Raw genomic sequence first — 26241 nt, forward strand, 5'->3', positions numbered from 1 at the left:
CTGAACAGGAATACGATACAAGCTATTGATTTCGCAGCGTTAGTGCAACGTTGCGAACCACCTCTCGCAGCCAGCGTGTGGCGGCTCCGGCATGCGAACGCGCATGCCAGAGCTGGTAATAGACCAGCGGAGGGAATTCCACAGGGCAAGGCAGTATGGCCAGGGACAGACGTTCGCTGAAACGCTCACAGAACAATCTGCCCGAGGTCATGACAAGCAAGCTTGATGCCACCATGTCGGGAATCAGACTGAAATGCGCGCAGCGTGCCACCACCTGGCGGCTCAAACCCATGCCTGCCAACTGTTCGTCTATCACGCCCAGGGCACCGGGATAGGCCGGGGTCGGCGCAATATGCTCGGCCTGCAGCCATTGCTGTACATCCCAGCCCCTGCGCACTGCCGGATGCTTGGGACTGACCAGACAGACCACCTCGTCCTCGAACAGCTTGGCCATGTGCAGGCCTTCCGGTGGCTGCGGCCAGTTTCCGATGACGACGTCGATCTCGCCATCGGCCAGTTGTCCCTCGTAATGCGCCTCGGCGCTCAGCGGCAGAAAGTCCACCGGGCAATGCGGGGCCTGCGCCTTCATGGCCGACATCAGCCGCGGCAGGAACTGGGGATCCAGATAGTCGCTGGCCGCAATGCGGAAGGTACGAGTCGAGGTGCGCGGATCAAACTGCCGTGCATCGCTGAACAGCCCTTCGGCTGCACGCAGAATGTCTGCCGAGGGTTGCACCATGCGCAGCCCCACATCGGTAGGCTGCATCTGTGCCCCGGAACGCACCAGCAAAGGGTCGCCAGCGAGCTCGCGCAGACGCCGCAGTGCGGCAGACACCGCCGGCTGGTGCATGCCCAGTCGCAGCGCTGCTCTGGAGACGCTGCGCTCCGTCAGCACCGTGTGCAGCACCCTGATCAGGTGCAAATCTATCTTGTCGAACAAGGTCTGGTCACGCATAGGTCACGGCCATCCGGGCGCTTTGGCACGGCCAGCCTCATCCATTTTGTATACAAAGCAGCCGCAGAGCGTAACTCAGTCAGCCCCTTTGAGCAGCCAAGGGATTGCCCTCTAGGCTGTCATATCTGCCCTGAATTCAGCATGCGCAATCCGGCTCAGACCGCCGCAGTCATCACTTCCACGCGGTTGCGCCCTTTGCGCTTGGCTGCGTAGCAGGCCATATCGGCCCCCTTGAAGGCGCTGGCCGCCGTGTGGTAGCTGGCGTCCAGCAACAGCATGCCGATGCTGGCACTCAACATATAGCGCTGCCCCTGATAGGAGCCCTCCCAGTCCTGTATGGCCATGCACAGCAGTTGCGCATGGCGCATTCCCTCCTCACGGCTGATTCCGGCCATGAGAATCGCAAACTCATCGCCCCCAACCCTGGCCACCCAGCCATGAGGGCGTACTGTTGATTCGATCAACCGGGCGATATGGCCGAGCACCTCGTCACCCACTTCACGCCCGCCCTGGCGATTGACCTGAGAGAAGTGGTCCAGATCCACATACAGCACGATGCCATGCGCCTTGGGCTCGCTCTGCGATCGGGCGATGACATTCGCGCCTCCCAGGTTCTCCAGATAGTCGGGAGTCGTATATTCGCGCAGCCATTCCTTGAGCCGCAGAGCAAACGCCGTTCGGTTGGGCAGGCGGGTCAAGGGATCGTGCATGGCTTTCCAGCTCGATTGCTCGCGCAACTGCCGCTGCGTGGTCACATCCTCCAGCTCCCAGACCAGGTATTGACCATCCAGCGCCTTGCCCGACTGCTCCCAGGCCCTGTGCATGCGCTGCATGCTCTGACCATGAATTCGCACCCATATCGGCCTTGCATCCTTGCGTACCAGGCAGACTTCGCTATCAAACTGTCCATAAGTATCCAGAGCCCGCCGAATCCGCCCCATCAGATCCTCGTAGTCGGCATCGCTGGCACACAGATCACGCACAGCCAGGCCCTGCATTTCCTGAGGCTGATAGCCAAGTACTCTGGCTGCCTGCATGCCCACACGCTGCACCTTCGAGCCATGCGTCACGATCAAACCTACGGGGGCATAGTCCATCAAGGTCTGCAACTGCATCTGCAAATCACGCTCCAGCTCGCCATGCGCCTCATATCCACCACCCAGGGCCTGCAAGGCAGTGCGCAGGGTCTGAGCCTCTCCCCAGTCGTGATCGGACAGGCCATGCCACCAGTTGCCCCCCCGGCTGCCCAAGTCCACTTCCAGCATCAGCCCGTGTCGAGAAGCCTGCTCTGCAGAGCGGAACAAGGCCGTCAGCGGATAGGCGATCAGGCAAAGCACCGCTCCAAGCAGTCCAGCCAGTACCAGCAGGGCCGTGGCCAGCCAGCCCATCATCTTGGCCGAGACTCCCGGCACCCATTCCTGAACGTTGCTGACCTTCAGCAGAGTCCATTGCGCCCAAGGCAGCGGCATGGCGCTCCAGAGCTGGCTATTTCTCTGCTCACTGACCGCACCGGTCTGGGCCGTCTTGAGCCAAGCTTGATCCAGCCCTCGAGGTAGCGCAGCATCGCCCAAGGCTGGGGGCAATTGCCACTGCCCTTTGCTGCTGAGGGCCAGCGGACGCAGGTCACGGTCGATCAGCAGCAGCTGGCTACCCGCTTCGGCAGAGGCGACTTCCAGCGAAAACAACACCGACAAAGGCGTCCGGTAGCTGCCACCAAGAACGCCCTGCAACTTGCCTTGCAGATCACGCACCGGCACGACATTCTGAAACTCCAGCTGCAGGCCCGCTTCACCGGGACGCACCCAGGCTTGGGTGATAGGCTTGCCCTCTGCCAACGAACGCTTGAGCACTTCGCGCAGCGGCTCTTCAAGCTGTTCTGCGGCCAGCGCCTGCTCCTGATGCAGATTGACCAGCAACTGCCCTTTTCCATCAGCCAGTTGAAGTTGCTCATACTGCTGTGCCATGGATGTGGGCTGCTTGAGCATGGCCTCCAGTGACTCCTGAGAGTCATGCATATGGCCCGCCAGCACAGAGGACAGACTATGCAGGGGCTTTTGCTGCTGCTCGACTCTGAAGGCCAGCGAACGAGCCGCGTATTCCAACGCCTTGGTCTGCGCCGGCAGCGCTCCGTCCATGACCGCCCGACGCAGGGAATAAGCCACCCAGCCCGCAGCGCCAGCTCCTGCCAGCAGCACTGCAATCATGGCAACAAGCACCATGCTGCGCAGCATGGGGCCTGGGCCTCTGCGTATCCGCCCAGACTGTGGCGCGGCAGCTACCTCCTCTGGCTGCGACGGCGCAACCCATGGCGGCTCTGCTTGCAGGGAGAAGACAGCATCTGACATGGGCCTCAATATAGAGAGCCGATGTCTGCAACCCAACGAGAGGAAACCCCGGAGATTGTCGACAAATGCTACGCCGCAAGCTCCTTCTCAGAGCAGAAGCCAAGCGCTGCATGGCCTGCAACCCGGCCCGGTATTTACCCGAGCGCCAGCACCTCCAGTGCGCCAGGCTTGGGTAATTCAATCACATTGCCTCGCCCGGCAATCAGCCCATGCTCTCGCAACTGCCTGAGCACGCGCGAGAATGTCTCCGGCGCAATACCCAGTTGCGCTGCAATCAGACGTTTGCGTGCCTTGAGGGTGACATGCAGGGCATTGCCATTTCCTCCCGGGCTCGCATGGTTCAGCAGCCACTGGGCGCAGCGAGCTTCGGCGTCCTGAGCCAGGCGACTGACCGCCAGCTCGGTCTGCGAGCAATAGGCCCTGGCCAGATCTTTGAGCAAGTGCTGCACGGCGGGTGCAAGCTCCGCCACAGAGCCTAGAAAGCGCGCCAGAGGAATGATGTAGATGCGCCCAGCCGTCTGCGCCTGCATATCGAGGCAGGAAGGACGCTCCTGCAGCGCAAAAGCGGCATCCAGCCAGGTCGACCCTTCCACCTGCCCCAGTTGATGGCGCATGGCCGAATCCTGCCCGACCCCGAGCATCACGCTGCCGCTTTCCAGATACAGCACCGAATCGAGGGGTTGGCGACGTTGCCTGAGCCAAGAGCCTGGAGCAAAGCTCTCAGGCTGCCCAAACGTGGAAGCGATTTGCGACATGGAGGGCATGGTAAACATGCACCACACTGTGCCGGGCTTTGCCCCGGATCATATTGAGCCAAGTCAACAAGCCAGACCGACCAGCAAAAAGGGCCGCAGTCGAAACTGCGGCCCTTTGGAGCTGACAAGTCGATATTCCAGATCGACAAGGTCGTAAACACAACCCAGCCCCCGGAAACAGACTCGTCCAGGCGCCTCCTATCGCAGCATCTTTTTGCCCCTCGACCATGGATTGCCGATAGCTGTCATTCCTTACCGGACGCAGGAAGCCAGCTAAAGGCAGCAGCCCCTCAGGGAGCGCTGATCGAAATATGGCAGCAGTAGCCGCAGTACCCCTACGTCAAGACAGCCCAATCAGATCAGGCGCTACTGTCGCAAATCATCGCCATTCTTCGATCGGCTGGTATGACGCGCATCTACCAAGTGTGTGCATAGCTGACTCGCAATACCGCGCCCGCTGCAGGCAGGCGGCTGGTGTTGTTGCTATTGCGAAGCAGCTGGCTGTATAGCTGGAAGTAGCTGCGGTTGAGCAGGTTTTCCACACCGAGCGATACGCGGTTCTTGGAATCGATTTTCCATTGGCTGATCAAGTCCACCGTGGTGTAGCCCCTGGTGTCATGGCGCCCAAAGCTGGTCTTGCCATCCAGGCGGTAATCCTTGGAGGCATATGTGCTTGCCTGGATGCGGTGGCTCCAGCTGGCATCGGGACGGTATTCCACATAGGCAGTCAGTTTGAGGGGCGGAATACGATAGCCCGTCATGTCCTGATAAAGGCTTGAGCCCTGCGGGAGTTCACGACCCTTCATCCAGGTAATGCTGCCACCGCTGCTCCAGCGGTCATCGTCGCTGAAGTAGTCGAGGCCACCTTCGATACCCCGGATTTTTTCTTTGGTTCGCAGCAGCGTGAGTCCGTTGTTGAAGCTCTGCACAGCGCCGAGGTCGGAGCTCGATTGAAAGGCTCCCAGGTTGGCAATGACGTTGGAAAACTTCCCGCGCCAACCGACTTCTACGGTATCTGTTTTGACTGCATGCAGGTTGGAGTTGCCGATGTTGAAGCCCGCTGTGGCATTGCGTACCACGACCCCGATATCCGGCAGCTCAAAGCCCTGGCTGAAGGACGCATAGAACTCGTGTCCCTTGACAGGTGCAAAAACCGTGCCCAGGTTGTAAGACCATGAGCCATATTTAACGGTACCGCCAGAGACGGACTGGGGACTGGGCAATTTCGATTGCGACAAAGGGGTGAAGTCGTTGAAGCTGGCCTGAGCCCGGTCGTAGCGCGCCCCGCCCTCCACAGACCACTGATCGCTGAATTTGTGTTGCAACTGGGCAAAGGCGCCAATGCTCCTGGTCGTGACCTGAGGCATATAGATCAAGCGGCCAATCTTGTTGAACACCAGACCTCCACTGGCGTCATAGGCCTTGGGATCAAAGATATCGATCGGCATGTCGGTGCGCTCGTGATTGAAGTCCGCTCCCCAGATCAGCAAGGTGTTCTTCTCTTGTCCTAGAGGTGTTTTGATGGTCAGGCGACCACCAGACACATCGGAGTTCTGCATGGACTGATCGACGTTGGCGCCTCGCACGGGAACGGCGCGTGCGTCGAAGGGCGCAAAGCGCGTATAGAAATCCCGGTAATAGAGTTGAGCTGCCACGGCGCTGCCTGCGAGATCGCGGTTCTCATAGTCAAGACCCAGCATGGTGTTCTTGATCTGGTTTTGATCTGCAAGTACCAAGCCCTTGATAGGCCTGGCTGCAGCCGTACCTGCGGGCAAGCGGGCCACCGAGGGATCGGATGCATAGTCGGTGTCCTGGCTGGCGTTGTAGTGGCTCGCGGAGAATTGAAGCCGTTGATTTTCGTCCAGCTTGAAGCCGATCTTGGCGGACGCGTTGTAAATATCGGAGTCGAACAAGTCTCCCTGGCTGGGCTCGGGTGCAATGCGGCGCCCCTTGGCATCGAATGAGCCTCCGACATGCTTGGCGCCCAGGCTGACGGAATAGTCGACCACATCGCCGCCGCCAGAAAGATAGTGCTGGACTTCGGCTCCAAGTCCGGCGCCTCTGAGTCTGGACAGCGGTGCAGATCCCGTCACTATGGTCTCTGCTTTGGTCTCGCCCGAGGGACGTTTGGTACGCACAGAGATGATGCCGCCTGCTGCGCCGCTGCCGTAGATGGCACTGCTGCCGCGAAGCACCTCGATCTGCTCGATGTCCGCAGGATTGATGTTGGCAAGGTTTCTGGATGAGTCGCGATTGGTGTTCAGTGGAACCCCGTCCACAAGGATAAGCATGTTCCGGCCGCGCAGAGTCTGCCCATAGTCGGTGATTGTGTGGCTGGAATCTGCCATCCCTGGGACGACTTTGCTGAGCATGGTTGCCAGACTGTCGGAGCCTTGCCGAAGTTGCTGAACTTCTTCGGCTTCGAGAATACTGACCTGCCGGGACGGTGCAACGAGATTATTCTGGGTACGTGCCGTCACCGTAACGGCGGCCAGCTCCGGAGAGCCTTGGCCACGGGCGGGCACGGAAGCACTGCTCTTTTGTTCGATGGATGCCTTGGTGGTCCCCGGGACTTCCAGTGCATAGTTGCCTTCACCTAGACGACGCGCACTCAGTCCCGAGCTTTCCAGCAAATGTGCAAAACCGCCATCGACGGTGTGGAAACCAGACAGGCCGGGGGTACGCTTGTCCTTGAGCTTGCTCAGATCCATGCCCAGATTGATGCCCGCCTGAGCTGCAAAGTCCATCAGCGCGGGACCGAGTGGGCCAGCGGCCACCTGATAGGACTTCTGCGCGGGACTGGTAACCGTATCTGCAGCAAAAGCCGCTGGCATGTGTAAACCGATAGCGGCTGTGCCGACGATGGCAACAAGAATTCCTCCGACTGCCGTTGCGACCGGGCGCACTCGCGTCGCTTTGTCGTTCCTGTTGAGTTTCCGGACGTACTTTTCGGGCATTTGCTCAATCCTCTTGGCTGTCAATAAACGGGTCTTGATGCACTTGACAGGCGAGATTGAAAAACAGGACAGCAATTTAAAAGAGTCATCGCTCCGGCCTGAATTTCGGAGGACGGCATGCGAGAACCTGACACTGAAAAACTTCAGGAACGCGTGACGGTTATCCAGTAACGGGTGCGCTGCTGCCTATGGATTGGCAGGGTCCGAGCCAGCAACTCGAGAATGCGATCTGTATCGCGCAAATGGAATGTGCCGGACACGAGCAGCTCAGCAGCACTGGGATCGCAGCGCAGGATTCCTTCGCGATAGCGCTGCAACTCCTCCAGGAAATCAGCCAAACGCATGTTCTCGGCATACAGCACCCCCTGAGTCCAGGCATCGGCGTGGGATGGCAGCGCGGTGAGAGCCCCCACCTTGTGAGCATCGAAGCTCACTTGCTCGCCAGCCTGCACGACAAGGGATTGCCTGGAATCCGCAGGCATTACCTGCACCGCTCCTTGCAGCACTGACAGCGTCGTGCTCCGTGCATGCTTTCGAACGATGAATTTGGTGCCCAGTGCCTGCAGCCGCCCATCGGCAGTCTGGACGACAAAGGGCAAAGTCCTGTATTCGCTCAGGTGTGCGGTTTCCACCAGAATCTCACCTGCAAGATGCTGGATCAGACGTTCTATGCCATCGAACTGAACGCTTATTGCGGAAGCTGTATTCAGCAGCACCTGACTGTTGTCAGCCAATGTCAGTTCGCGTCTTTCGCCTGTTGCTGTTCTGAAGTCCGCATTCCAGGTGCGCCATGGCAGATAGCGGTAGGAGAACCAGCCAAGCATTGGAGTTGCCAGAGCGAGTGCCGATGCACGCAGAATCTGCCGGCGATTTCCTGCAGCACGTGGACGATCCAGAACAGCCATGCCAACTGCCGAGGGAACACTATCCATTCGGAATTTCAGTTGCTCTATGCGTTGCCAGATTTCCTCGTGAGTTGCACTGAGGCTGCGCCATCGGGCAAGCTCCGCCTGCTCTGCTTCGCTGAAGTCCGATGCATGCCGGCGAGCCAGCCATTGAGCGGCCTCATCGAGAATGCTTGCATCGATTGCACTCATTTCAGGCACCCAGCATCACGCGCAGACATTGCCGAAAGCCCTGTGCCATATAGCGGGTGACCGTACGCACGCTTACCTGCATCTGCGTGGCGATCTCCTCATAAGCAAGCCCTTCGAGCTGTGAAAGTAGGAATGCAGTGCGAACTTTCGCTGGAAGCGCTCCCAGCAATGCATCCAGCTCCTCCAGGGTCTCCCGCAAGATGGCTCGAGCCTCTGCGGAGAGCGCGGTGGCTTCAGGCAATAGCTGCAAGGAGGCAAGATATGCCTGTTCGAGCGAGCGGCGTTCCAGGTGATTGATCATCAATCGCCTGGCAACGGTTGTCAGATAAGCCCTGGGTTCTCTGATGTCTTCGATTGCTTGCGTTCTGGCAGTTGTCCAAATGCGCGTGAATGTGTCCTGCGCGATGTCTGCCGCATCATAGCGGTTACCAAGCTTGCGCTGCAGCCAGGAGATCAGCCAGCGGTTGTGCAGTGTGTACATGCTGTCAAGTGCTTCACTGGCGATGCTGTTGGCGTGAGTAGGCACCGAAGTCTCTCGTGCATTGGAAATGCAACGATTCTACATAAATGATACCCATTCTCACTTATTGAAAACCCCGCTGCCCTCCGCCCGGCCCGGCCAAGCGTCATTGCAGCCATGAAAAGCGGTCGCGCAGATGCATCAACTGCGCAGCCGCCGTCAAAGGATCTCGGATCCATCTCTGCTCGGAATTAGCTGGAGCGTCGTCGACCTGGAGGCCAGAGACCTGCCTGCGAACTCCAGCACACCCGCGTCAGAAGTCAATCGTTGCCGACAGCGCAAGCGTGCGTGGCGCCCCCAGTGCCAAGCTGGACAGCAGTGGCATGCCCCAATAGGCCTTGTTGGAAACGTTCAGCAGCGTCGCGCGAAACGTGACAGGGTTGCCGGCAACCTTGGCTGCATAGCGTGCACCGAGGTCGTAGGTCACACGACCTGCCGCCCAAAGGCTGTTGTCCGCACTGATATATTGCTTGGACACCGCCGTTGCATTACCCGTCACAGTCAGCCCCGGAATGGCAGGAACATCCCATTCAGCACCCAATTTTCCCTGCAGCTTGGGGACACCCGTGGCGACTTTGCCCTGATTGACGCCGCCTGCGGTCTGCGTCAGCTTGGGGGCGGTATAGGCAATCCCGCCCATCATGCGTACGCCACGCAGCGGTGATCCCCAGAAACCCCATTCGATGCCTCGATTGCGCTGCTCTCCGCCGAACGAGAAGATATTGGTGACCGGGTCCGTATAGCTGCTGGGACGTGTGATCTCGAACAGACTGAGCGTGTGCGCGAATTCCCCAAGATCAAGTTTGACACCCACTTCTTTCTGCTTGGTCTTGTAAGGCGCAAATACTTCGCCCGCATTCGCCGCAGTCATTGGCGCGGTTGCGCCCTGACTCAGGCCTTCGATGTAATTGGCATAGGCCGAAACATGTTCTGTCGCCCTGAACAGCAATGCAGCAGCAGGCGATGTCGCGCTCTGGTCATAACGCGAGGTGCGCGCCCCCGTGCCGATGTTGAAGGCGTCGCTGACCACTTGCTGGCGGCGCATACCCAGGGTGAGTTGCACGCGATCTTCGGCAAATGACATGGTGTCCGCCAGACCGTAGCTGGCCAGGCGCACCTCGGTGTGCGAGATATGCGGTGCAACAAAGGGCGCTTCCGGCCCCCAGATCGGGTTGTAGAGGTTTGTGGTCCAGTCTGCACCCGGCACGCTGCGGCGACCATAGTCGTCCTGCTTGTGAGCATAGTGCGTTGCATTGAGCGCCCATTCATGCTTGATGGCTCCGGTTTGGAGCCTTCCCTTGAGACCAATTTCGGCCGAACGCTTTTTCTGCTCAAAGGCCAGTTGTCCCATGGCTGTCTTGAAATCGCCCGCCGCGTTGAACACCCGAGCCGACGTCGCCCCGTTGTATTCATAGTCGGTTTTGCTGACGCCGAAGGCCACATAGGCCATTACCTGATCGCTCACATCGAATTCACCGCGCACCATCGCAGCCTTGTCCTGGTTGTGCACATGCGACCAGTTGGGGTTCAGCAAGGTCTCAGGCTTGGGTGGCCTTGGAACGGCCACATCCGGAGCCAGATTGATGCCGCGTATCACGCCGTTCACGCGGTCATCGCTGGAGTAGAAGTCGGCGGAAATCCGGGCTCGGTCGCCGCGCCAGTCAAGGCCCAGCGATGCCAGCCTGGATTTCTTGTCCTGCTGGTTTACCGCCCCTTCACCTCCACGGTAAACACCATTGAAGCGGATGCCGAACTGCTTGTCTGCGCCAAACCTGCGTCCCAGATCAATATGGCCGCCAAACTGCGAATCCGACATATAGGTAGTGGTCAGCCGCGTGATGGGGTCGCTGGCAGCGCGTTTGGGAACCAGGTTGACGGAGCCCCCTACCGATCCTCCAGGGGGCATGCCATTGAGCAATGCGGACGGTCCTTTGAGCACTTCGATGCGCTCGAACATCTCTGGCGTGGTGCGGTAGTAGGGAGCCATGCCATAGAGACCGCCCAGCGTCATGTCGGAGCTGCCGGAAGAGAAGCCGCGAATCGAGTAATTCTCGCTCCATGACGCTGCAACCCCATTGCTGAACACCGTGGGATCGGTGGCAGAGATCACATCGGTAATGGTCTGCGCCTGACGATCCTGCGTGAACTTATCGGTATAGCTGATCGTGTTGAAGGGCGTCTCCATGAAGTCCTTGTCCCCCAACAGGCCGACACGACCGCCGGAATTGACCTGGCCTCCCGCATAGGGAGCAGTGACGGGAGCAATTTTTTCTTGCACGATGACCTGTGGCAGCGTGGCCTCGGCCTCGCTGGTCTGCACTTGGGCATGCGCCGCTCCCGCCAGCTGACTGCCCATGGCCAGTCCCAGCAGCACATAGGGGCACATCACGCTGCGTCGGCACGCAAATGGAGGAGTCGTCAGAGAGTTGAGTGAAAGTAGACCTGGGTTCTTGGGCATACCCGATTCCTGTCGATATATGCATGGCGTTTGTGCGCCGCATGCTGAATAGAACTGCTGGCTGGGTATGAACCTGGCTACGACAAAGAGAGAAGCAATCAGCGCGAATAGCCCTTGAGCACATCGCTAAACAACAGCTTCAGTGAGCTTGGGCTGGCGCCCGTGGTGTACCAGGCATCTGCATCGACAAACACCACGCGCCCGTTCTTCCAGGCCTTGGTCTGGCGCAGCAAGGGATTGGCAATGCCATCGGCATTGATGACGGGGCGGCGCTCCATCACCGCGGTGCGATCCACCACATACAGGATCTCCGGATCCGCCTGCTGGATGAATTCGCTGGAGATGGGTTGCCCATGCAGACTGGTTTCCAGCGCAGAGCTTGCGGGCTTCACACCCAGCGCGCTGAACACAAAGCCGTAACGCGATTGCAGACCGAAGGAGCTGAACGCTCCGTTGTTGTGCAACACGATCATGGCCCGCTCTGGTCGACCTTGCGTGATGCGCCGCACCTGCTGAACCTGTGCATCCAGCTCGGCAGCCTTGGCGCTGGCAAGCCCTTCCCTTTTGAATATTCGGCCCAGGGTCAGCAGATGATTCTTGACGACTTCGATATGTCCCTTCTCGCTGTTCTTGAAGTCCACCTCGTAGTACAAGGCAGGAGCAATTTCAGCCAGTTCCTCGTATTTGCCGGCCTGCAGCGATGTCATCAGGATGAGATCCGGCCGCAGCGCGTGCACACGCTCCAGATTGGGCTGTACGATGGCGCCGAGATCCTGCACCTTGGCGTCGCCCTTGTATTTGGCAAGGAAATGGGGAACGTAGTCCTTCACCATTCCCGCAACGGGCACGCCAAGCTGATCGAGGAAGTCCACCTCGTTCATCTCCAGTGCCGCCACACGCTGCGGCAGACGCTTGATAAGCGTGGTACCCAGCTTGTGGTGGATGGAAATAGGTTCATAGGCGTGAGCCATGCGGGGCGCGGAGGACAAAGCCGCCATGCCGCAAGCAGAGAGCAGGAGTTGCCTGCGCAACGAATTCATGGGTGATCCTCCCTGGATGTGAAGTAATTGCAGAAACAGCCACGCTGATTGCGCGTGATCTCGAAATCCAGCTCGTACAGATCGGCCATGCGGGTCTCGGTCACCACGTCCCGAGCGGGGCCGCAAAAGCGCAGTGCTCCGTTCTTGAGCGCGACTATGTGGTCCGAGTAATTGACCGCAAAGTTGATGTCGTGAATCACCAGAATCACGGTGCGGCCCTGTTCGTCGCAGAGACGACGCAGCGCGCGCATGATCTGTACGGCATGCCTCATGTCGAGGTTGTTGAGTGGCTCGTCAAGCAGCAGCACATCTGTCTGCTGCGCAATCGTCATTGCGAGAAATGCCATCTGCCGCTGGCCGCCACTGATCTCATCGATGAAAGCGTGACGCAGCGGCTCCAAAGACAGAAAGGCGATTGCCTCATCCATGGCTCGGCGATCCTGAACAGTCAGCGCGCCACGGCTATGCGGGAAACGCCCAAAAGCGACCAGCTCTTCCACAGTCAGGCGCATATTGAAGCCGGGGGCCTGACGCAGCGTGGCAACATGCCGTGCGTATTCGGCAACGGGAATTCGGCTGACCTCACGGGCCTGCCACTGAATCTCACCGCTGCTGGGCTCCAGCAAGCGCGCCATCAGCATGAGCAGCGTGGACTTCCCCGCACCATTGGGTCCGATCAGCGATGTGACGCGCTGAGCAGGAAACTCCACGCTCACGTCTGACAACACCGCCCTGCCGCCATATTGTTTGCAAAGATGGTTGACACCTATCATGCTGCACCCCGCTTGCGCACAATCAGTGCCAGGAAATACACACCGCACACCAGATTCACCAGAATGCTGACGGTGGTCTTGTAGTTGAAAACATGCTCCACCAGCAGTTGAGCGACAAGAAAAATGGCAATGGCAACCGCACACCCCAGCGGCAGCGTGACGCGGTGGCGTGCATGCGGCACCAGGGCATAGACGATGTTGGCCACAAAGATGCCCATGAAGGCCGTGGGCCCAACAAGGCTGGTGGACAGCGCCACCAAAATGGCGATCAACGCCAGGTAGAGCTGCAAATACCTGCCATGCGGCACGCCCAGAGAAATGGCCTGCTCACGCCCCAGGGCCAGCACATCCAGCACCGGCAACGTCTTGCGGACCACGACGCAGGCGACCGCCACTGCAATGGCGGCATAGAGCAAAGTCTCTGGCTTGGCACGATTGAAGGATGTGTAGCTCACGCCCTGAAACACTGCAAACTCACCGGGGCTGATGCGCAACTGCACAAACTGGGTGAACGTACCGATCACCATGGTCAGCACCAGACCGAGCAGCAGCAGCACATAGACATCATTGCGTCCGCGGCGCAACAGCCACCATTGAAGTGCCCAGGAGTAGGTCAGCATCAACAGCACGGAGACGAGGAAATTCCCGTGTACGCCAGGCATGCTCAAGCCATGTGTACCCAGCAGCAACAGCAGCATGGCTTGCCACAGCAGATACACGGCCTCGTAACCCATGATGGAGGGCGTCAGAATGCGGTTGTTCACCAGCGCCTGAAACACTATGGCCGACACAGCCACGCAGATGCCGCCAATGACAATCGACGCAAGGCGTACAAGGCGCTTGGGGATCACATAATCCATATCCAGTCCGGAGCCCAGCAGCACAAAAGCAAGCGCCAGGAGCGCAATCGACAGCGCTGCGAGCCAGCAGGTCTTGGTCGACGATATGCGCATCAGCGAAGACCCCGCACAATCAGCGCCAGGAACATCACACCGCCCACTGCACCGGCAGTAAGGCCGATGGGCACCTCGAACGGGTACATCACCAAGCGGCCCGCGATGTCGCAGGCCAGCAGCAGGGATGCACCTCCCAAAGCCACCAGTGGCAATGTGCGTCGCAAGTTCTCACCACAGCGCATGGCAACCAGCTGGGGCACAACAAGGCCCACAAAAGGAATCGCCCCCACGGCAATCACCGTGGCAGAAACCGTCAAGGCCACCAGCACCAAACCGACGATGGCCGTGGCTGCATAACCCAGGCCCAGACTCGTGGCCATGTCTTCACCCATGCCCAGCACAGTGAAGCGGTGCGCATATAGATAGGCCAGCATCACCACCGGCAAAATGATGTAGAGGATCTCGTAATGGCCTTGCACCACGCGGGAAAAGTCGCCCAGCAACCAGCCCTGCATGCTTTGCAGGATGTTGTGGCTGTATGCATAGAACTCGGCAATGGAGGTGAGCACGCTGCCGTACATCAGACCGACCACGGGCACCAGCACCAGATTGCGAAACTGGATGCGCCGGATCACGGCGATGAACAGCAGGCTTGCCATCAGGCAGAACACCAGCGCAAACAGCATCCGGCTCATGGTGCCCGCAGCAGGCATCACGGTCAGCGCCACCAAGATACCGAGCTTGGCCGCATCCAGCCCCCCTGTGGTGCCCGGCTCCACAAACTTGTTGCGCACGATGTGCTGCAGGATCACGCCGCACACCGACAGACCCGTCCCCGTAAGCACCAGCGCCGCCAAACGCGGCAAGCGGCTTGCAGTCAGGGTGAGCCAGGCATCACCGGAGAATGAAAGCAGATCCGACCACACCATCTGCCGCGCGCCCAGCAGAACGGACAGCACGCACAGCACAGCGAACACCAGCAACCAACGCTTGCGCATCACACGGCATCCCCGGACATCTGCACTGCGTCCATGCGCCAGCCTTTGGCAGCGCGGCTTCGTGCAAGAAACTGGGCATAGCGCCCCTGCCTTTCCTTTAGCTGCGCAGGTGCTCCGCTCTCTACAACGCCGCCACCTTCCAGCACCACAATCTGATCGGCCATGGCAATGGTGGAGAGCTGGTGTGCGATCACGATGAGCGTGCGCTGCCCCTTCAGCCGTGCAAGTGTTTGAGCGATGATGGACTGGTTTTCTGCGTCCAGCGCAGCAGTGGCTTCGTCCACCAGCAGGATGGGGGACTCCTTGATCAAGGCCCGGGCAATCGCTATGCGCTGGCGTTCGCCTCCGGAAAGACGTGCTCCGTTTTCGCCCACCATCGTCAGCACCCCGTCCGGCAATCGCGCAATGACTTCATCAAGTCCGGCCTGCTGCGCAGCTTGCAGAACTTGCGTATCGCTGGCGTCCGATTTGCCAATGCGGATGTTGTCGGCAATGCTGCCGCAAAGCAGATAGCTTTCCTGAAAGATCTGACTGATTTGCCCGGCCAGTTGCGCATCACCAATGTCACGGACATCCACGCCTGCGATCAAGACCTCGCCCTGCGTGGTATCGAAGAAGCGGGCAATCAACCGCATCACCGTGGACTTGCCGGAACCAGATGCTCCTATCAGCGCCGTCATGCTGCGCGGCGGCACATGCAAGCTCACACCGTGCAGCACTTCATCTGCAGACCCGGGATATCGAAACCGCACATCACGCAACTCCACGGAAGAATCGCCGACAAGAGCTGCCTGCTTCGCTTGCGGCAACGGCTGCACGGCAAATAGCTCCTGCACTGCTTGCAGCTGCGAACCTGCACTCCTAAGCACTTCTGCATAGCCGGCAATTTCCTGCAAGGGCTCGATAAAACGCACCACAAGCAATAACGCAACCGTCAAGGCAATGATTCCCGCTGTGGACAAGGAGCCACCGGATGCTGCGTTCAAACCGGATATCGCGACCACCAGCAGCACGGCAAAGATCAGCTGCACGGTCCATACACAGAATACGGAGGACAGCGATGACAACACCACCAGCCGCAGTCCGGATTGACGTTGCTCGGTGATGGCCTGCTCCAGAAAGCGCGCGCTGCGGCCATCGCCGCTGAACGCGCGCAGCACGGATTGGGCCTGTGCGAACTCCACCACACGCTGACTGGCTTGGGCAAAGTCACGCTGGAAAGCTGTATTGGCGCGTGCCGACATGGACGATGTCAATGCGAACGATCCTGCAAGCAATGGCAGCGCAAACAGCGCGGTCAGCCCCAGGACCGGACTCACAACCAGAAGTGCAATCAACACGATCAAAGCCGTGGCCGCACCACTGATGAGTGGAGTGAAAACATGCGCTGGCAATTGCGCAATGCCCATCATCCCCTGCGTCACCACATGGCCAATGCGCGCGGTATTTTTCGGCGTATACCAGCCTATGGGCAGGCTCGCCATATGGAGGCCCAGGCGATGGCGTCCGCTTTGCAGAACCGCCACGCCGACACGGATGCCCGCCTGCTCCACTACGCGTCTGGCAATCCATGACAGCAGCACACCCACCAGCAGCGCGCATAGCCAGCCCATGGCTGCACGCCAGTCACCTTGCAACCAATGCGTCAGCAACGGCTGCAGCGCCGCCATCGTCAGACCGCACAGCACACCGTAGGCAACAGCCATCCATGCGTAGCGGCGCAGCAGGCGTGCATCATCACCCAGCAACTTCAAAAAGGTCTTCAGCATGGCAGCTCACCCTTTGGCATCGGGCCGGCATAAGCACCAAGCTGCCACAGCCGCGCATAGAGGCCGTCCTCAGCCAGCAGTTGCGCATGTCTGCCCTGCTCCACGATCTCTCCATCGCGCAGCACCAGAATGCGATCCGCATGCACGATGGTGTCGAGCCTGTGTGCAATCACCAGCAAGGTGCGCCCGCGTGCAAAGCGAGAAAGTGCGTCCTGAATGAAGGCTTCGCTTTCCACGTCTGCAGATGCGGTAGCTTCATCCAGCACGAGAATGGGCGGATTCAGCAGCACTGCCCGGGCAATGCTCAGGCGCTGGCGTTCCCCACCGGAGAGCTGCGCATCCTCGCCCACCACGGAGTCGTAGCCACGCGGCAGCGCCAGAATGCGATCGTGGATGTGGGCTGCGCGGGCTGCGGCCTCGATTTCCTCAATAGTGGCCGATGGACGGGCCAGCGCAATGTTCTCGCGCACACTGGCGTGAATCAGCTGCACTTCCTGCAGCACAAAGCCAATGCGTTGATACAGGGCGGTGCTGGTGATCTGCCGCAAATCGACTCCACCCAGAGTGATGCGCCCTTGTGCGGGATCGAAAAACCGCAGCAGCAAACGTGCCAGCGTGGATTTTCCGGAACCCGAAGGGCCGACCACGGCCGTGACGGTGCCGGGCTGCATGTCGAAGCTGATCCCGGACAGCACCCGATGCTCTGCCGCATACGCATAACCCACTTGCTCGAAACGCACGGCATTGCCTTCAGGATGCGATGGCTGCCCCGGCGCCGGTTGCGGCAGCACCGGAGTGTCCAGCAATGCCAGCACGCGCTGGGCCGCACCGGTTGCACCCTGCAGGTCATGCAGCAAGGTATGCAACAGCAAAAGCGGCGCACAAATACCGGGCGCGACAAGTGCGAACGGCAATACATCAAGAGGCTGCATCCAGCCCATGGCGACAAACGCAGCGCCAGAAGCCAGCACCACACCGAGAACGGTCACAGGCGCAATCAATGCATGCGCACGGGCCATGGAGATCACCAGTGGGCGAGTGAAATCCGTAAATGCACTGGCAAATCCATCCACGGCATCTCTGTAACCGGCGTGGACCGGACTCGCACCACCAAAAGCCTTGATGACCGGAATCCCGCCCGCGAACTCCACCGTAGCGCTGTTGATCCGCCCAAGCCGTGCAACGAACTCCTGCATGTGAGCATTGCTGGCTTTCATTGCGCGCTGGAGAAAAACGAAGAATCCGGGAAATGGCAGCAGCGCAAAGATCGCCATGCGCCAATCCAGCACAAACAGATAAATCACTGCAATCACAATCGCCCCGGCCGCACGCCCCACGGCGGTATAGAAATGCGCGGTCAGGCTGTGCAGCGTCGCGATATCGTCCTGCAGTGCCTGCTTGACCTCCCCCGAGGCGCGGGCTGTGAACCAGCCCAGAGGCACTTGCGATAGCCGCTTGATTACAGCAATGCGCAGATCGTAAGTGAGACGGTTGTCTGCCAGATGCGCGATCAGCTCGGCGACGATCACCAAACCCATGCCCACGAACATGCACAGCACTCCGACAGCGATGCTGACCCATATGCCACCCAAGTCATCAAGCAAGGCTTGCTTGACGATATGCGCGATGACCGCCAGTGGCACCAGCGTGAACATGGTGCCAACCGCAGCGCTCAGACCAGCGAGCATCAAGCGCCCGCGAACAGGCGCGAATATCCGAGCGATCGGCTGCGCGGGTCTGGCAGCAACTGCAAGCGATTCAGAGGTAGACATTCGATATGGAAGAAAGCTATCTCTCACAAAAATGCGAATGAGAAGCCAGATGCGAATTAGTTGCATGATGATAAACTAATTCAAAACGATTCAAGCAATAGGTCTACGGCAAGTGATGTGAATCACCGACAATCTCGCCCAGAGACTGAGAACAAGCGTATGCCCCACACATCCAAGCCCTCGACTCGTGGGAGACCACGCTCCATCACCAGAGAGAAGATTGCAGACGCCGGAATTTCCATCGGCCTTCCTGGCATTACGTTTGTCGGCGTTGCCGCTGCACTGGGCGTCAGCCACATGGCGCTCTACAAGCATGTGCCAAGCCTGGAAGCACTCAAGCACCTGATTGCAGAAGAAATCTTCAAGCGCTGGGAGTTGCCGCAGGCAACAAGCCCTCAGCAGATCGGGCTGGAGGAATACCTCATGGGGTTCACTGCGTCCACACGACAGTTCGTAAAAGCGCACCCCGGCGTCACTCCCTTCGTGATTCGCCGCCTGGCGGCCACACCGGCCATGCTGGAGAAGATCAGCGCCCATCAGGCCCATATTGCACAGGCCTACGGCATCACCAAGGAACAATCACGCTGGCTGCTCTCCACCGTGACCTTCTTTTGCATCTCTGCCGCCGACACGGTGTATTCCGCAGCCCGTCTGGAGCCGCTTGACGAAGCGGACTGGCAACTGCAAGAGGCAGAAATGGAGGCAGAATTGCTGGAGGGAACCCATGCCTTGATAGCAGGGGCTCTGGGGTTACTCGAAAACAGGCCAGACCCCAAGATCGGCGCCCGCATAAACAAGAAATTCGAGTCCTGCGAGACCGGAGGGCAAGCGGCAGAGACGGACAGAGATAGAGCGAAGCTGTGACCGCTCAATAAAGCTCAGTTCTTACGGCTCTTGAGTAGCGCTCATTTGCGTGAACGATCTGTTCTGATGTGAGCTGAGCGTCACCCTGCAATTGGGCCAAGCCAGCCATCACCTCTCCGACCGTAGGTAGATGATTTGGGTCCAGATGACTTTCGCCACACCACAACCGGGCGCGATTGATGGCTCGTCCACAGTGGAACAACACTTCATCGATCCGAATCACTATTGCAGTTTTTGGCAGCTTGATCCCTTCTCGCAACTCTTGCATCAAGTCACCGTCTGATGAAACTCGACCACGTCCATTGATTCGCAAAAAGGTTTCCAGACCTGGGAAGAGAAACAGCATCGCCAACCGGTCGTCATTCTGAAGATTGCGCAAGGAGGCAATGCGATTGTTGCCGGGCCAGTCCGCAAAAGCCAAGGTACGTGCATCCAGTACCCGCACGAAACCGGGAGGACCTCCGCGTGGCGATGCATCCAAGCCATTCCCATCTCCCGTGGCAAGACAGAAAAACGTAGCTTTTGCCAAATATTCCTTGTGGAAATCCATCAAATGATCGAGAACCGCGTTTTGAATTCGCTCCGTTGGGCGCGCGTATAGCCGATTCAGATCAACCATATCTGACTGACTGCTCTTCTGCAATCCTTGATCCGCCGAGTCTTTTGATGAAGGCACGTGAAACTCCTGTGTTTGAGGAAAGTTGCAAGCGTAGGCCTGGGTGATATGGCGGCTGTAGAATTTATCGGCCATTAGATAACTCAAATCCGCCATGTCCGATCTCATGCATCTGTTGGGCTCCTATATGGACTCCCCTGATGGGCCCAGTGTTGTAGCAGCCACTCGGATGCTGGAAAGCGAACTGTCTTCCGAGATGCATCAGCATGCACGCGGTCAATTGTTTGGCTCAATCAAAGGCTTGATCTCCGTGCAGGTCGATGGCGGTTTCTGGGTGGTGCCGGCCATACATGCCGTCTGGCTTCCTCCCCATCATGCTCACGCGGGGCGCTCTTTCGGCCCCTACCATGGCTGGAGTGCCTATGTGACAGAAGCCGCATGCGCCAACCTGCCGGCACAACCCTGCATCATCAGGGTATCGGGCCTGCTGCGCGAAGCGGTGCTGCGTATTGCCAGCTCCATGCCGCAAGCCTCCGATCTATCGAGTCAAGCACAAGCACATATATGCGCTGTGGTTCTGGACGAGATCAGAAGCCTGCCGATTGAGGAGTTTGGCCTGCCTATACCAGCAGATGCGCGTCTGCAGCGTATCGCCAGAGCGTTGATAGCCAATCCGGCCGACGAGCGCAATATCGATGACTGGGCAAGTTTCGGGGCCATCAGCTCGCGCACTCTCAGTCGCAGGTTTGTCAGCGAGACAGGCTTTAATTTCACGGCTTGGCGCCAGCGTGCACGCCTATTGCGATCACTTGAAATGCTGGCCGAAGGCATAAGCATTACAGCCATTGCACTCGATCTCGGCTATGCGAGTATCAGTGCTTACATCAGCCTGTTTCGCCGGACCTTCGGTGAAACGCCGGCATGTTATCGATCACGCTTGAAAGCCGCTTAGCAGGGATAGATTGAGTCCTCAGCCCGAGGCTGACTTCGCACTTTCATTTGCTGCAGTTGTCTCGCTCGACACTGCGTCACCGAGACTTGAGTGTTGAATTTCAATAAAAAAGCGCTCGCAAGGAGCGCTTTTTACGAGGAGAAGGAGCCTAGTCTTTGCCGACGCAACCTGGCTCCACAAAAAGCCGCATGGATACCAGATCGCTGCCTACGACTTCAATTACCCCGAACAGCTGATGATCAGTTCACGGCAGCGCCGGACTCATACCAGGTCTTGATCAGGTTGCGCTCGTCCTCGGACAGTGCGCCAGGATTGCCAAAAGGCATCTTCTTCAGCTGCACCACCTGCTGGTAGATCTGCTGGGCGTGCGACTTCACCGCTTCGGGGGAGTCCAGACGAACCGCCTTTTGCTGGATGGCCGTGCCGTGACACACCACGCAGTGCTGCTGGAAAACGGCATTGACCTTGGCAAAGCCTTCTCCGCCAGCGGCTGCGGGTGCAGCAGCAGGTGATGCGGCTTCGGCTGCAGGAGTTGCAACTTCAGCTGCAGGGGCTGCGGGTGCCGCAGGAGCAGCCGCCACTGGAGCAGTTGCAGCCACAGGAGCGGGCTTGAGCCAGACAAACACAGCCAGCAGAGCAGCTACGCCGACAGCAGCGTAAGGCCAGGGGTGGCTGTTGCGACCCAGCTTGTAGCCGTGGCGCATCACGAAGAACTGGCGAATGGCAGCACCGGCAAACATCATGCCGATCAGCACCAGCCAGTTCAGCTTGTGGCTGTACAACCAGCCATAGTGATTGGACAGCATGGCGAACAGCACGGGCAGCGTGAAATAGGTGTTGTGCACGCTGCGCTGCTTGGCACGTTGACCGTGACGTGGGTCCACAGGCTCACCAGCCTTGAGCGAAGCCACCACCTTGCGCTGGCCAGGAATGATCCAGAAGAACACGTTGGCGCTCATGGATGTCGCGATCATCGCGCCCATCAGCAGGAAGGCTGCCTGGCCGGGAAAAATGTGGCAAGCCAGGTAGGCTGCGATACACACCAGAACCAGAACCATGGCACCGACGGTGGCGTCGCCATTCTTCTTCTGGCCGAAGGTGCGGCAGATGAAGTCATACAGCAGCCAGAAAACCACCAGGAAGCCCAGAGCCGAAGCCACAGCGGCGCCGGTGCTCATGGCATTGGGGTCGCCGGGAGTGACCAGATAGATATTGGCGTTCCAGAGATAGGAGACCGTCAGCAGGGCAAAACCGGACAGCCACGTGGTGTAGCTTTCCCAGTAGAACCAGTGCAGGTGATCCGGCATCTTGGGAGGAGACACATTGAACTTGACGGGGTGATAGAAACCGCCACCGTGCACAGCCCAGAGTTCGCCGTTAACGCCCTGTTTCTTCAGGTCGTCATCCACGGGCGGCGTCAAGCTGCTGTCCAGGAACACAAAGTAGAAGGAGGAACCGACCCAGGCGATCGCGGTAATGACGTGGAGCCACCGCAACAGCAGGCCGGCCCAGTCGAGAATGTAGCTTTCCATAGCTCTCAACCTTGGCAGCGTGGGGCTGCCGAACAACCTGCTCACCACTGCGGGCGCTCTGAGCAGAAGAAAAGGCCGCGCTCCCGGACGTTACACACGGGGCACCGCTGCGACCATTCTGTCGACCGAAAGTGTATGCAATTTTTGCTGCCACAACTCTCGAATCAGGGATAAACCATCCTAGAGATTTCCCTAATACAAGAGCGATATGCAAGGATCGGGCCTGATTTTTAGGGCAGGTAACAGCATGTTTGCGGCAACATGCACCAGATCAGGACATTCCTTGCACCATCAGCTCGCAGGCAAGCGCTGCAGAAGCTGTGCAGCCACCGCCACAGCGATCACCTCGGGCTCCTTGCCGGTAATGCCCGGCACGCCGATCGGGCAGGTGATGTGAGCCAGCTCTGCATCGCTGAACCCTCGACTGCGCAGGCGGCTGCTGAAACTGGCCCATTTGGTCTTGCTGCCAATCAGCCCCACAAAAGGCAGATCTCCTCGCTCGCGCTGGCGCAGCAGGCATTGCGCCACCACCTCCAGGTCTTCGGCATGGCTGAAGCTCATGATGAGCACCTGCGACTGCGGCGGCAGCTGTGCCACCGCAGCCTGCACCGGATCGGAATGCTCGCACTGCACCCCTATCTGATCTTCCACGGGAAAGACTGCATCACGGCTGTCCACCCAGATCACGCGGTACGGCAAGCTGTGCAAGATGCGCACCAGCGCATGCCCCACATGGCCCGCGCCGAACAAGGCCACATATTGCGACGGCTCGGGCATCAGGGCCCGCAGACGTTGGGCATCACGGGCATCAAACCATGCAAAGTGCAGCTCCAGCGCACCGCCGCAGCATTGACCCAGACTGGGGCCAAGCGCATACCGCTGGACATGCTCGCGCAGCGCTGCAGGGTCTGCGTCCCACTGCGCCAGCAACTGGCGCGCCTGGGCAATGGCCTGCCACTCCAGATGACCACCGCCGATCGTCCCCATCACATCGTCGGCGAACACTGCCATCCAGGCCCCCTCCTCACGGGGCACGGAGCCACGAGTGGCCTGTACCTGCACCAAGCACAGCGGCTGCTGCACCAGGCGGTTCAAGATTCCTTGCTGTGTTTCACTCCACATGACCGAACGCCGATTGCTTTGATGACCGATGTTCATGCATTTTGCGAGTCGCAATAGACAGACAAGCGTATGAGCACATTAATCGGATGCATATCCGGACCGGATTTGACGAGTCGTTGCAGATTTTTCACGAGGAGGCGTCAGAATTGCGCCCCCAGGCAGCTGCCTTCGTCCATTTGCGGCTACGCTTGGCGGCATGTCTGAAACCCACGACCCCACCCGCGCCACACCAGCCCGCAGCCCCCTGAACTGGCTGCGGACCGGGATGATGGCTGCCGTTGCAGCGGTGCTGACCGCCTGTCAGATCGCACCTCAAAGCCCATCCATCGGCACGACGCCTGCCGACAAGGCCAGCCCCGGCTATCGCAAGCAGGCCGCCCAGCATCTGTATGAACGCAACTCCGGCCGCATCTACCAAGGCATGCTGCCGCCCATGCTGTATGCGATCGGCGTGCTCCAAGTTCAGCTTGACGGCCAGGGCCGCGTGAAAAACCTGCACTGGATGCGCAAGCCAAGCCATGCCCCCGAAGTGGTGGCCGAGATCGAGCGAGCCGTGCGCTCCGCTGCCCCCTTCCCTGCTGCGGGCCGCAGCGTGACCTATACCGACACCTGGCTGTGGGACAAGTCGGGACGCTTCCAGCTCGACACCCTGACCGAAGGTCAGTTGGGCCAGTAAACGCATCACAGCGATGCAGCGAGCTGCATCGGACAACAAAAAAACCGGCCAAGGCCGGTTTTTTTGTTGCGAAAAGACAGGCGAGGCTTATTCGACCACTTTGGTGATCTTGGTGCCCTGCAGCGATACGCCCGCTTCCAGACCCGCGTTGGTCAGCACATAGCTGGTGACCGGAGCCTGGGCGGTCGTGGTGTCCACGCTGCCGTTGGCACCGATCTTGCCTGCGGCAACGGTGGCATCAGCCCCCACGGACCAGCCGTCGCTCTTGAGGAACTTGTCCAGTGCTTCCTGTGTGTTGAACACATAGATCACAGCCTTGGACTGACCACCGGCTTGCCATCCGATAGAGGCCGCTGTCGTGCTGTAGAAACCACGGTTGTGACCGCCCACGCGCAGCACGCCGCGACCATGCTCCACCCCGACCACAAAGCTGCCGCCAATCACCGACGGGAAGATCAGCACCCCCTTGGCGCGTTGCACCATCTCCTTGGATCCTGGTGCGGTCTGGTACAGGCGCTCCAGAGCTGCATTGGCACGGGTATTGACCGTTGTGGAATCGGCACGGGGAGCCGATGCCGTATCAGGCTTGGTCGTGGTGCAGGCCGTCATGGCCATGGCACCGGCAGCCAGTGCTGCAGCCATCGCAACAGAACGCAGAGAAATTTGACGCATACCTATATCCTTTCATGGGATGAATGTGTAGACACATTTCAGAGGTAGAAGGTCCTGCAGTCCGACATTGAGTCGCTTTTGCACATCCCCCCGATGCAAAGCTGTCAGAAACAGGGTTGGCACGATGCTAGTGCGCAGCGTTGCCGATAAAACTCAGCGGTTACAGCTTGCGCCATTGGCCTACAGAAGGCAAGCGCAGTTGTCGAAAAATACCTACAACATGAACACAAGACAACACTTGGCCTCATCCATAGGCAATCAGACGAATTGTCTGAAACAGGCGCTAGCATTGTTGATATAAGCATCGCGCGGACGACTGGAAATTCATGAAGTTCTGGAATTACTTTCACCACCCCAAGGCAGCTCTGGTTGTGCTGCGTGTCACCCTGGCCCTGCTCATGCTGCTGCACGGCTGGGCCAAGATTCGTTATGGCATAGGCAGCATCGAGGCGAAGATCGAGAGTCTGGGTGCACCGGGGTTTCTCGCCTATGCGGTCTATCTGGGCGAAGTGATCGCGCCCTTGCTGTTGCTGGTGGGCCTGTGGGTGGTACCGGCCGCACTGGTGATTGCCATCAATATGGTGGTGGCATTTGCGCTGATGCACACCCGGCAGATTCTGATGCTCAACAACACCGGCGGCTGGGCGCTGGAGCTGCAGGCCTTTTATTTCGTGAGCGCCCTGGTCGTGGCCATGGCCTATTCCAAGGGCAAATAAGTCCACAAAAAACAGGAGCGGCTTGCGCCTGTCATATCTTGGTTTCAATGCCTTTTCATGCTGAAACCTCGAAATAAAGTACGCAATCCGCTCTTGTTTTTGCCATGTCTCCCTGGTCGAGAGACCTGCGACCCGGTCAGGAGCCGCGATAGGTGGAGTAGCTCCAGGGGCTGACCAGCAGAGGCACATGATAGTGCTGCTCCACATTGGCCACGCCGAAGTCCAGGCTCACCTTGTTCAGAAAGCTGGGCTCGGGCAGTTGCACGCCACGGGCCTTGAAGTAGGCCGCAACATCAAAGGTAAGGCGGTAAGTGCCGACCTTGAGCGTGTTGTTGTCGAATAGTGGCGCATCGGTACGGCCGTCGTGATTGAGCACCAGGCTCTTGATCAGCGTGGCCTTGTCGCCTTCGGTGGAAAACAGCTCGACGGCCATGCCTGCGGCGGGGCAGCCATTCATGGTGTCGAGAACGTGGGTGCTCAGGCCCATGGAAATCTCCTCACAGGCAGTTTGCCACTGCCCTTGGTTGTATCAAACACACGACTTACGCAAAACGGGTTCAGGCAGGACGACTGCCTCAGAAGGCAGGCCGTTGTTGCATTCCTGTTTGCGCAAGCCCTGAAACATCTATGCCATCACAAAGCCTTCCCGCGCGTGAGCGCAGCGCTTTGATCGCTAAAGTGTATACAGTTCTTGTACTCCATCAAAGGCTTTTCTGCCTTGACTTTCAGGCACATAGCCAGCTCTGCCCGGTTGGC

General features: G+C 59.0%; 22 protein-coding genes and 1 pseudogene. 4 read left to right on the forward strand and 19 right to left on the reverse strand.

Going from position 1 to position 26241, the window contains the following annotated elements:
* Positions 1 to 22 precede the first annotated feature (22 nt).
* The 14 genes and pseudogenes from NOX35_RS20520 to NOX35_RS20585 all read right to left on the reverse strand — a co-directional run bounded on the left by NOX35_RS20520 (position 23) and on the right by NOX35_RS20585 (position 18251).
* Complete coding sequence (locus NOX35_RS20520; RefSeq protein ID WP_003067150.1) at positions 23 to 955, reverse strand: LysR family transcriptional regulator; 933 nt, start codon at positions 953 to 955, stop codon at positions 23 to 25.
* A 155-nt stretch (positions 956 to 1110) separates the two neighbouring features.
* Positions 1111 to 3186: a diguanylate cyclase domain-containing protein gene (locus NOX35_RS20525; RefSeq protein ID WP_182284025.1), complete on the reverse strand. Its 2076-nt coding sequence runs from the start codon at positions 3184 to 3186 to the stop codon at positions 1111 to 1113.
* Positions 3187 to 3434: 248 nt separating this feature from the next.
* Positions 3435 to 4073 carry a Crp/Fnr family transcriptional regulator gene (locus NOX35_RS20530; protein ID WP_256494547.1) on the reverse strand — a complete coding sequence of 213 codons (639 nt, stop codon included), beginning with the start codon at positions 4071 to 4073 and terminating at the stop codon, positions 3435 to 3437.
* 398 nt (positions 4074 to 4471) lie between these two features.
* Positions 4472 to 6889 carry a TonB-dependent receptor gene (locus tag NOX35_RS20535; RefSeq protein WP_256494548.1) on the reverse strand — a complete coding sequence of 806 codons (2418 nt, stop codon included), beginning with the start codon at positions 6887 to 6889 and terminating at the stop codon, positions 4472 to 4474.
* A 266-nt stretch (positions 6890 to 7155) separates the two neighbouring features.
* Positions 7156 to 7836: a FecR domain-containing protein gene (locus NOX35_RS20540; RefSeq protein WP_232538273.1), complete on the reverse strand. Its 681-nt coding sequence runs from the start codon at positions 7834 to 7836 to the stop codon at positions 7156 to 7158.
* Between the two features lie 177 nt (positions 7837 to 8013).
* Positions 8014 to 8109 (reverse strand): annotated as a pseudogene (locus tag NOX35_RS20545) (iron dicitrate transport regulator FecR); the annotation flags it as partial.
* A gap of 1 nt (position 8110) precedes the next feature.
* Entirely contained in the window at positions 8111 to 8590 is a 480-nt protein-coding gene (locus NOX35_RS20550) for a sigma-70 family RNA polymerase sigma factor (protein WP_182284033.1), read from the reverse strand.
* 292 nt (positions 8591 to 8882) lie between these two features.
* Positions 8883 to 11087, reverse strand: coding sequence for a TonB-dependent siderophore receptor (locus tag NOX35_RS20555; protein WP_305881696.1), 2205 nt, complete (start codon positions 11085 to 11087; stop codon positions 8883 to 8885).
* A gap of 98 nt (positions 11088 to 11185) precedes the next feature.
* Positions 11186 to 12127, reverse strand: a complete 942-nt coding sequence (locus tag NOX35_RS20560; RefSeq protein ID WP_182284036.1) for a siderophore ABC transporter substrate-binding protein — start codon at positions 12125 to 12127, stop codon at positions 11186 to 11188.
* The gene (locus tag NOX35_RS20565; protein ID WP_182284038.1) at positions 12124 to 12900 is read right to left on the reverse strand and encodes an ABC transporter ATP-binding protein; all 777 of its coding nucleotides are present in this window, start codon (positions 12898 to 12900) and stop codon (positions 12124 to 12126) included. Before NOX35_RS20565 ends, NOX35_RS20560 begins: the two co-directional genes overlap by 4 nt.
* Positions 12897 to 13853: an iron chelate uptake ABC transporter family permease subunit gene (locus tag NOX35_RS20570; protein ID WP_182284040.1), complete on the reverse strand. Its 957-nt coding sequence runs from the start codon at positions 13851 to 13853 to the stop codon at positions 12897 to 12899. The genes NOX35_RS20565 and NOX35_RS20570 overlap by 4 nt, the downstream gene beginning before the upstream one ends.
* On the reverse strand, positions 13853 to 14794 hold the full coding sequence (locus tag NOX35_RS20575; protein ID WP_182284042.1) for an ABC transporter permease: 942 nt from the start codon (positions 14792 to 14794) through the stop codon (positions 13853 to 13855). Before NOX35_RS20575 ends, NOX35_RS20570 begins: the two co-directional genes overlap by 1 nt.
* Positions 14794 to 16563: an ABC transporter ATP-binding protein gene (locus tag NOX35_RS20580; RefSeq protein ID WP_182284044.1), complete on the reverse strand. Its 1770-nt coding sequence runs from the start codon at positions 16561 to 16563 to the stop codon at positions 14794 to 14796. Before NOX35_RS20580 ends, NOX35_RS20575 begins: the two co-directional genes overlap by 1 nt.
* The gene (locus NOX35_RS20585; protein ID WP_371878499.1) at positions 16557 to 18251 is read right to left on the reverse strand and encodes an ABC transporter ATP-binding protein; all 1695 of its coding nucleotides are present in this window, start codon (positions 18249 to 18251) and stop codon (positions 16557 to 16559) included. The genes NOX35_RS20580 and NOX35_RS20585 overlap by 7 nt, the downstream gene beginning before the upstream one ends.
* A 243-nt stretch (positions 18252 to 18494) precedes the next feature.
* Here NOX35_RS20585 and NOX35_RS20590 point away from each other — a divergent pair, with 243 nt between their 5' ends.
* Positions 18495 to 19199: a TetR/AcrR family transcriptional regulator gene (locus NOX35_RS20590; protein ID WP_256494550.1), complete on the forward strand. Its 705-nt coding sequence runs from the start codon at positions 18495 to 18497 to the stop codon at positions 19197 to 19199.
* A gap of 4 nt (positions 19200 to 19203) precedes the next feature.
* On the opposite strand, the gene NOX35_RS20595 is transcribed toward NOX35_RS20590, so the two are convergent.
* Positions 19204 to 19971 (reverse strand): MSMEG_1061 family FMN-dependent PPOX-type flavoprotein, encoded by a 768-nt coding sequence (locus NOX35_RS20595; protein ID WP_256494551.1) that lies wholly within the window; start codon positions 19969 to 19971, stop codon positions 19204 to 19206.
* Here NOX35_RS20595 and NOX35_RS20600 point away from each other — a divergent pair.
* A complete protein-coding gene (locus tag NOX35_RS20600) occupies positions 19970 to 20767 on the forward strand; it encodes a helix-turn-helix domain-containing protein (RefSeq protein ID WP_256494552.1) in 798 nt (265 codons plus the stop codon). The genes NOX35_RS20595 and NOX35_RS20600 overlap by 2 nt on opposite strands.
* Positions 20768 to 21006: 239 nt before the next feature.
* On the opposite strand, the gene NOX35_RS20605 is transcribed toward NOX35_RS20600, so the two are convergent.
* Complete coding sequence (locus NOX35_RS20605) at positions 21007 to 22299, reverse strand: urate hydroxylase PuuD (protein ID WP_256494553.1); 1293 nt, start codon at positions 22297 to 22299, stop codon at positions 21007 to 21009.
* A gap of 291 nt (positions 22300 to 22590) precedes the next feature.
* Positions 22591 to 23421, reverse strand: a complete 831-nt coding sequence (gene xdhC, locus NOX35_RS20610; RefSeq protein ID WP_256494555.1) for a xanthine dehydrogenase accessory protein XdhC — start codon at positions 23419 to 23421, stop codon at positions 22591 to 22593.
* Positions 23422 to 23686: 265 nt separating this feature from the next.
* Here xdhC and NOX35_RS20615 point away from each other — a divergent pair, with 265 nt between their 5' ends.
* The gene (locus NOX35_RS20615) at positions 23687 to 24097 is read left to right on the forward strand and encodes a hypothetical protein (RefSeq protein ID WP_003073284.1); all 411 of its coding nucleotides are present in this window, start codon (positions 23687 to 23689) and stop codon (positions 24095 to 24097) included.
* Positions 24098 to 24184: 87 nt separating this feature from the next.
* Here the strand turns inward: NOX35_RS20615 and NOX35_RS20620 are convergent, their stop codons facing one another.
* Positions 24185 to 24769: a YSC84-related protein gene (locus tag NOX35_RS20620; protein WP_182284053.1), complete on the reverse strand. Its 585-nt coding sequence runs from the start codon at positions 24767 to 24769 to the stop codon at positions 24185 to 24187.
* A 326-nt stretch (positions 24770 to 25095) separates the two neighbouring features.
* Between NOX35_RS20620 and NOX35_RS20625 the strand changes: the two genes are divergently transcribed.
* Positions 25096 to 25485: a DoxX family protein gene (locus NOX35_RS20625; RefSeq protein WP_256494557.1), complete on the forward strand. Its 390-nt coding sequence runs from the start codon at positions 25096 to 25098 to the stop codon at positions 25483 to 25485.
* Between the two features lie 136 nt (positions 25486 to 25621).
* On the opposite strand, the gene uraH is transcribed toward NOX35_RS20625, so the two are convergent.
* Positions 25622 to 25972 (reverse strand): hydroxyisourate hydrolase, encoded by a 351-nt coding sequence (uraH, locus tag NOX35_RS20630; protein WP_003070903.1) that lies wholly within the window; start codon positions 25970 to 25972, stop codon positions 25622 to 25624.
* Between the last annotated feature and the right edge of the window lie 269 nt (positions 25973 to 26241).

This window comes from Comamonas sp. C11, from assembly GCF_024496285.1.
Taxonomy (GTDB): Bacteria; Pseudomonadota; Gammaproteobacteria; order Burkholderiales; family Burkholderiaceae_C; genus Comamonas; species Comamonas testosteroni_F.

Excerpts from the sequence above, each read along its gene's own strand:
- NOX35_RS20520 (WP_003067150.1), bottom strand. The coding sequence starts at position 955 with ATGCGTGACCAGACCTTGTTCGACAAGATAGATTTGCACCTGATCAGG.
- NOX35_RS20525 (WP_182284025.1), bottom strand. The coding sequence starts at position 3,186 with ATGCTGCGCAGCATGGTGCTTGTTGCCATGATTGCAGTGCTGCTGGCA.
- NOX35_RS20530 (WP_256494547.1), bottom strand. The coding sequence starts at position 4,073 with ATGTTTACCATGCCCTCCATGTCGCAAATCGCTTCCACGTTTGGGCAG.
- NOX35_RS20535 (WP_256494548.1), bottom strand. The coding sequence starts at position 6,889 with ATGCCAGCGGCTTTTGCTGCAGATACGGTTACCAGTCCCGCGCAGAAG.
- NOX35_RS20540 (WP_232538273.1), bottom strand. The coding sequence starts at position 7,836 with ATGCTTGGCTGGTTCTCCTACCGCTATCTGCCATGGCGCACCTGGAAT.
- NOX35_RS20550 (WP_182284033.1), bottom strand. The coding sequence starts at position 8,590 with ATGTACACACTGCACAACCGCTGGCTGATCTCCTGGCTGCAGCGCAAG.
- NOX35_RS20555 (WP_305881696.1), bottom strand. The coding sequence starts at position 11,087 with ATGCCCAAGAACCCAGGTCTACTTTCACTCAACTCTCTGACGACTCCT.
- NOX35_RS20560 (WP_182284036.1), bottom strand. The coding sequence starts at position 12,127 with ATGAATTCGTTGCGCAGGCAACTCCTGCTCTCTGCTTGCGGCATGGCG.
- NOX35_RS20565 (WP_182284038.1), bottom strand. The coding sequence starts at position 12,900 with ATGATAGGTGTCAACCATCTTTGCAAACAATATGGCGGCAGGGCGGTG.
- NOX35_RS20570 (WP_182284040.1), bottom strand. The coding sequence starts at position 13,853 with ATGCGCATATCGTCGACCAAGACCTGCTGGCTCGCAGCGCTGTCGATT.
- NOX35_RS20575 (WP_182284042.1), bottom strand. The coding sequence starts at position 14,794 with ATGCGCAAGCGTTGGTTGCTGGTGTTCGCTGTGCTGTGCGTGCTGTCC.
- NOX35_RS20580 (WP_182284044.1), bottom strand. The coding sequence starts at position 16,563 with ATGCTGAAGACCTTTTTGAAGTTGCTGGGTGATGATGCACGCCTGCTG.
- NOX35_RS20585 (WP_371878499.1), bottom strand. The coding sequence starts at position 18,251 with ATGCTCGCTGGTCTGAGCGCTGCGGTTGGCACCATGTTCACGCTGGTG.
- NOX35_RS20590 (WP_256494550.1), top strand. The coding sequence starts at position 18,495 with ATGCCCCACACATCCAAGCCCTCGACTCGTGGGAGACCACGCTCCATC.
- NOX35_RS20600 (WP_256494552.1), top strand. The coding sequence starts at position 19,970 with ATGTCCGATCTCATGCATCTGTTGGGCTCCTATATGGACTCCCCTGAT.
- NOX35_RS20595 (WP_256494551.1), bottom strand. The coding sequence starts at position 19,971 with ATGGCGGATTTGAGTTATCTAATGGCCGATAAATTCTACAGCCGCCAT.
- NOX35_RS20605 (WP_256494553.1), bottom strand. The coding sequence starts at position 22,299 with ATGGAAAGCTACATTCTCGACTGGGCCGGCCTGCTGTTGCGGTGGCTC.
- xdhC (WP_256494555.1), bottom strand. The coding sequence starts at position 23,421 with ATGTGGAGTGAAACACAGCAAGGAATCTTGAACCGCCTGGTGCAGCAG.
- NOX35_RS20615 (WP_003073284.1), top strand. The coding sequence starts at position 23,687 with ATGATGGCTGCCGTTGCAGCGGTGCTGACCGCCTGTCAGATCGCACCT.
- NOX35_RS20620 (WP_182284053.1), bottom strand. The coding sequence starts at position 24,769 with ATGCGTCAAATTTCTCTGCGTTCTGTTGCGATGGCTGCAGCACTGGCT.
- NOX35_RS20625 (WP_256494557.1), top strand. The coding sequence starts at position 25,096 with ATGAAGTTCTGGAATTACTTTCACCACCCCAAGGCAGCTCTGGTTGTG.
- uraH (WP_003070903.1), bottom strand. The coding sequence starts at position 25,972 with ATGGGCCTGAGCACCCACGTTCTCGACACCATGAATGGCTGCCCCGCC.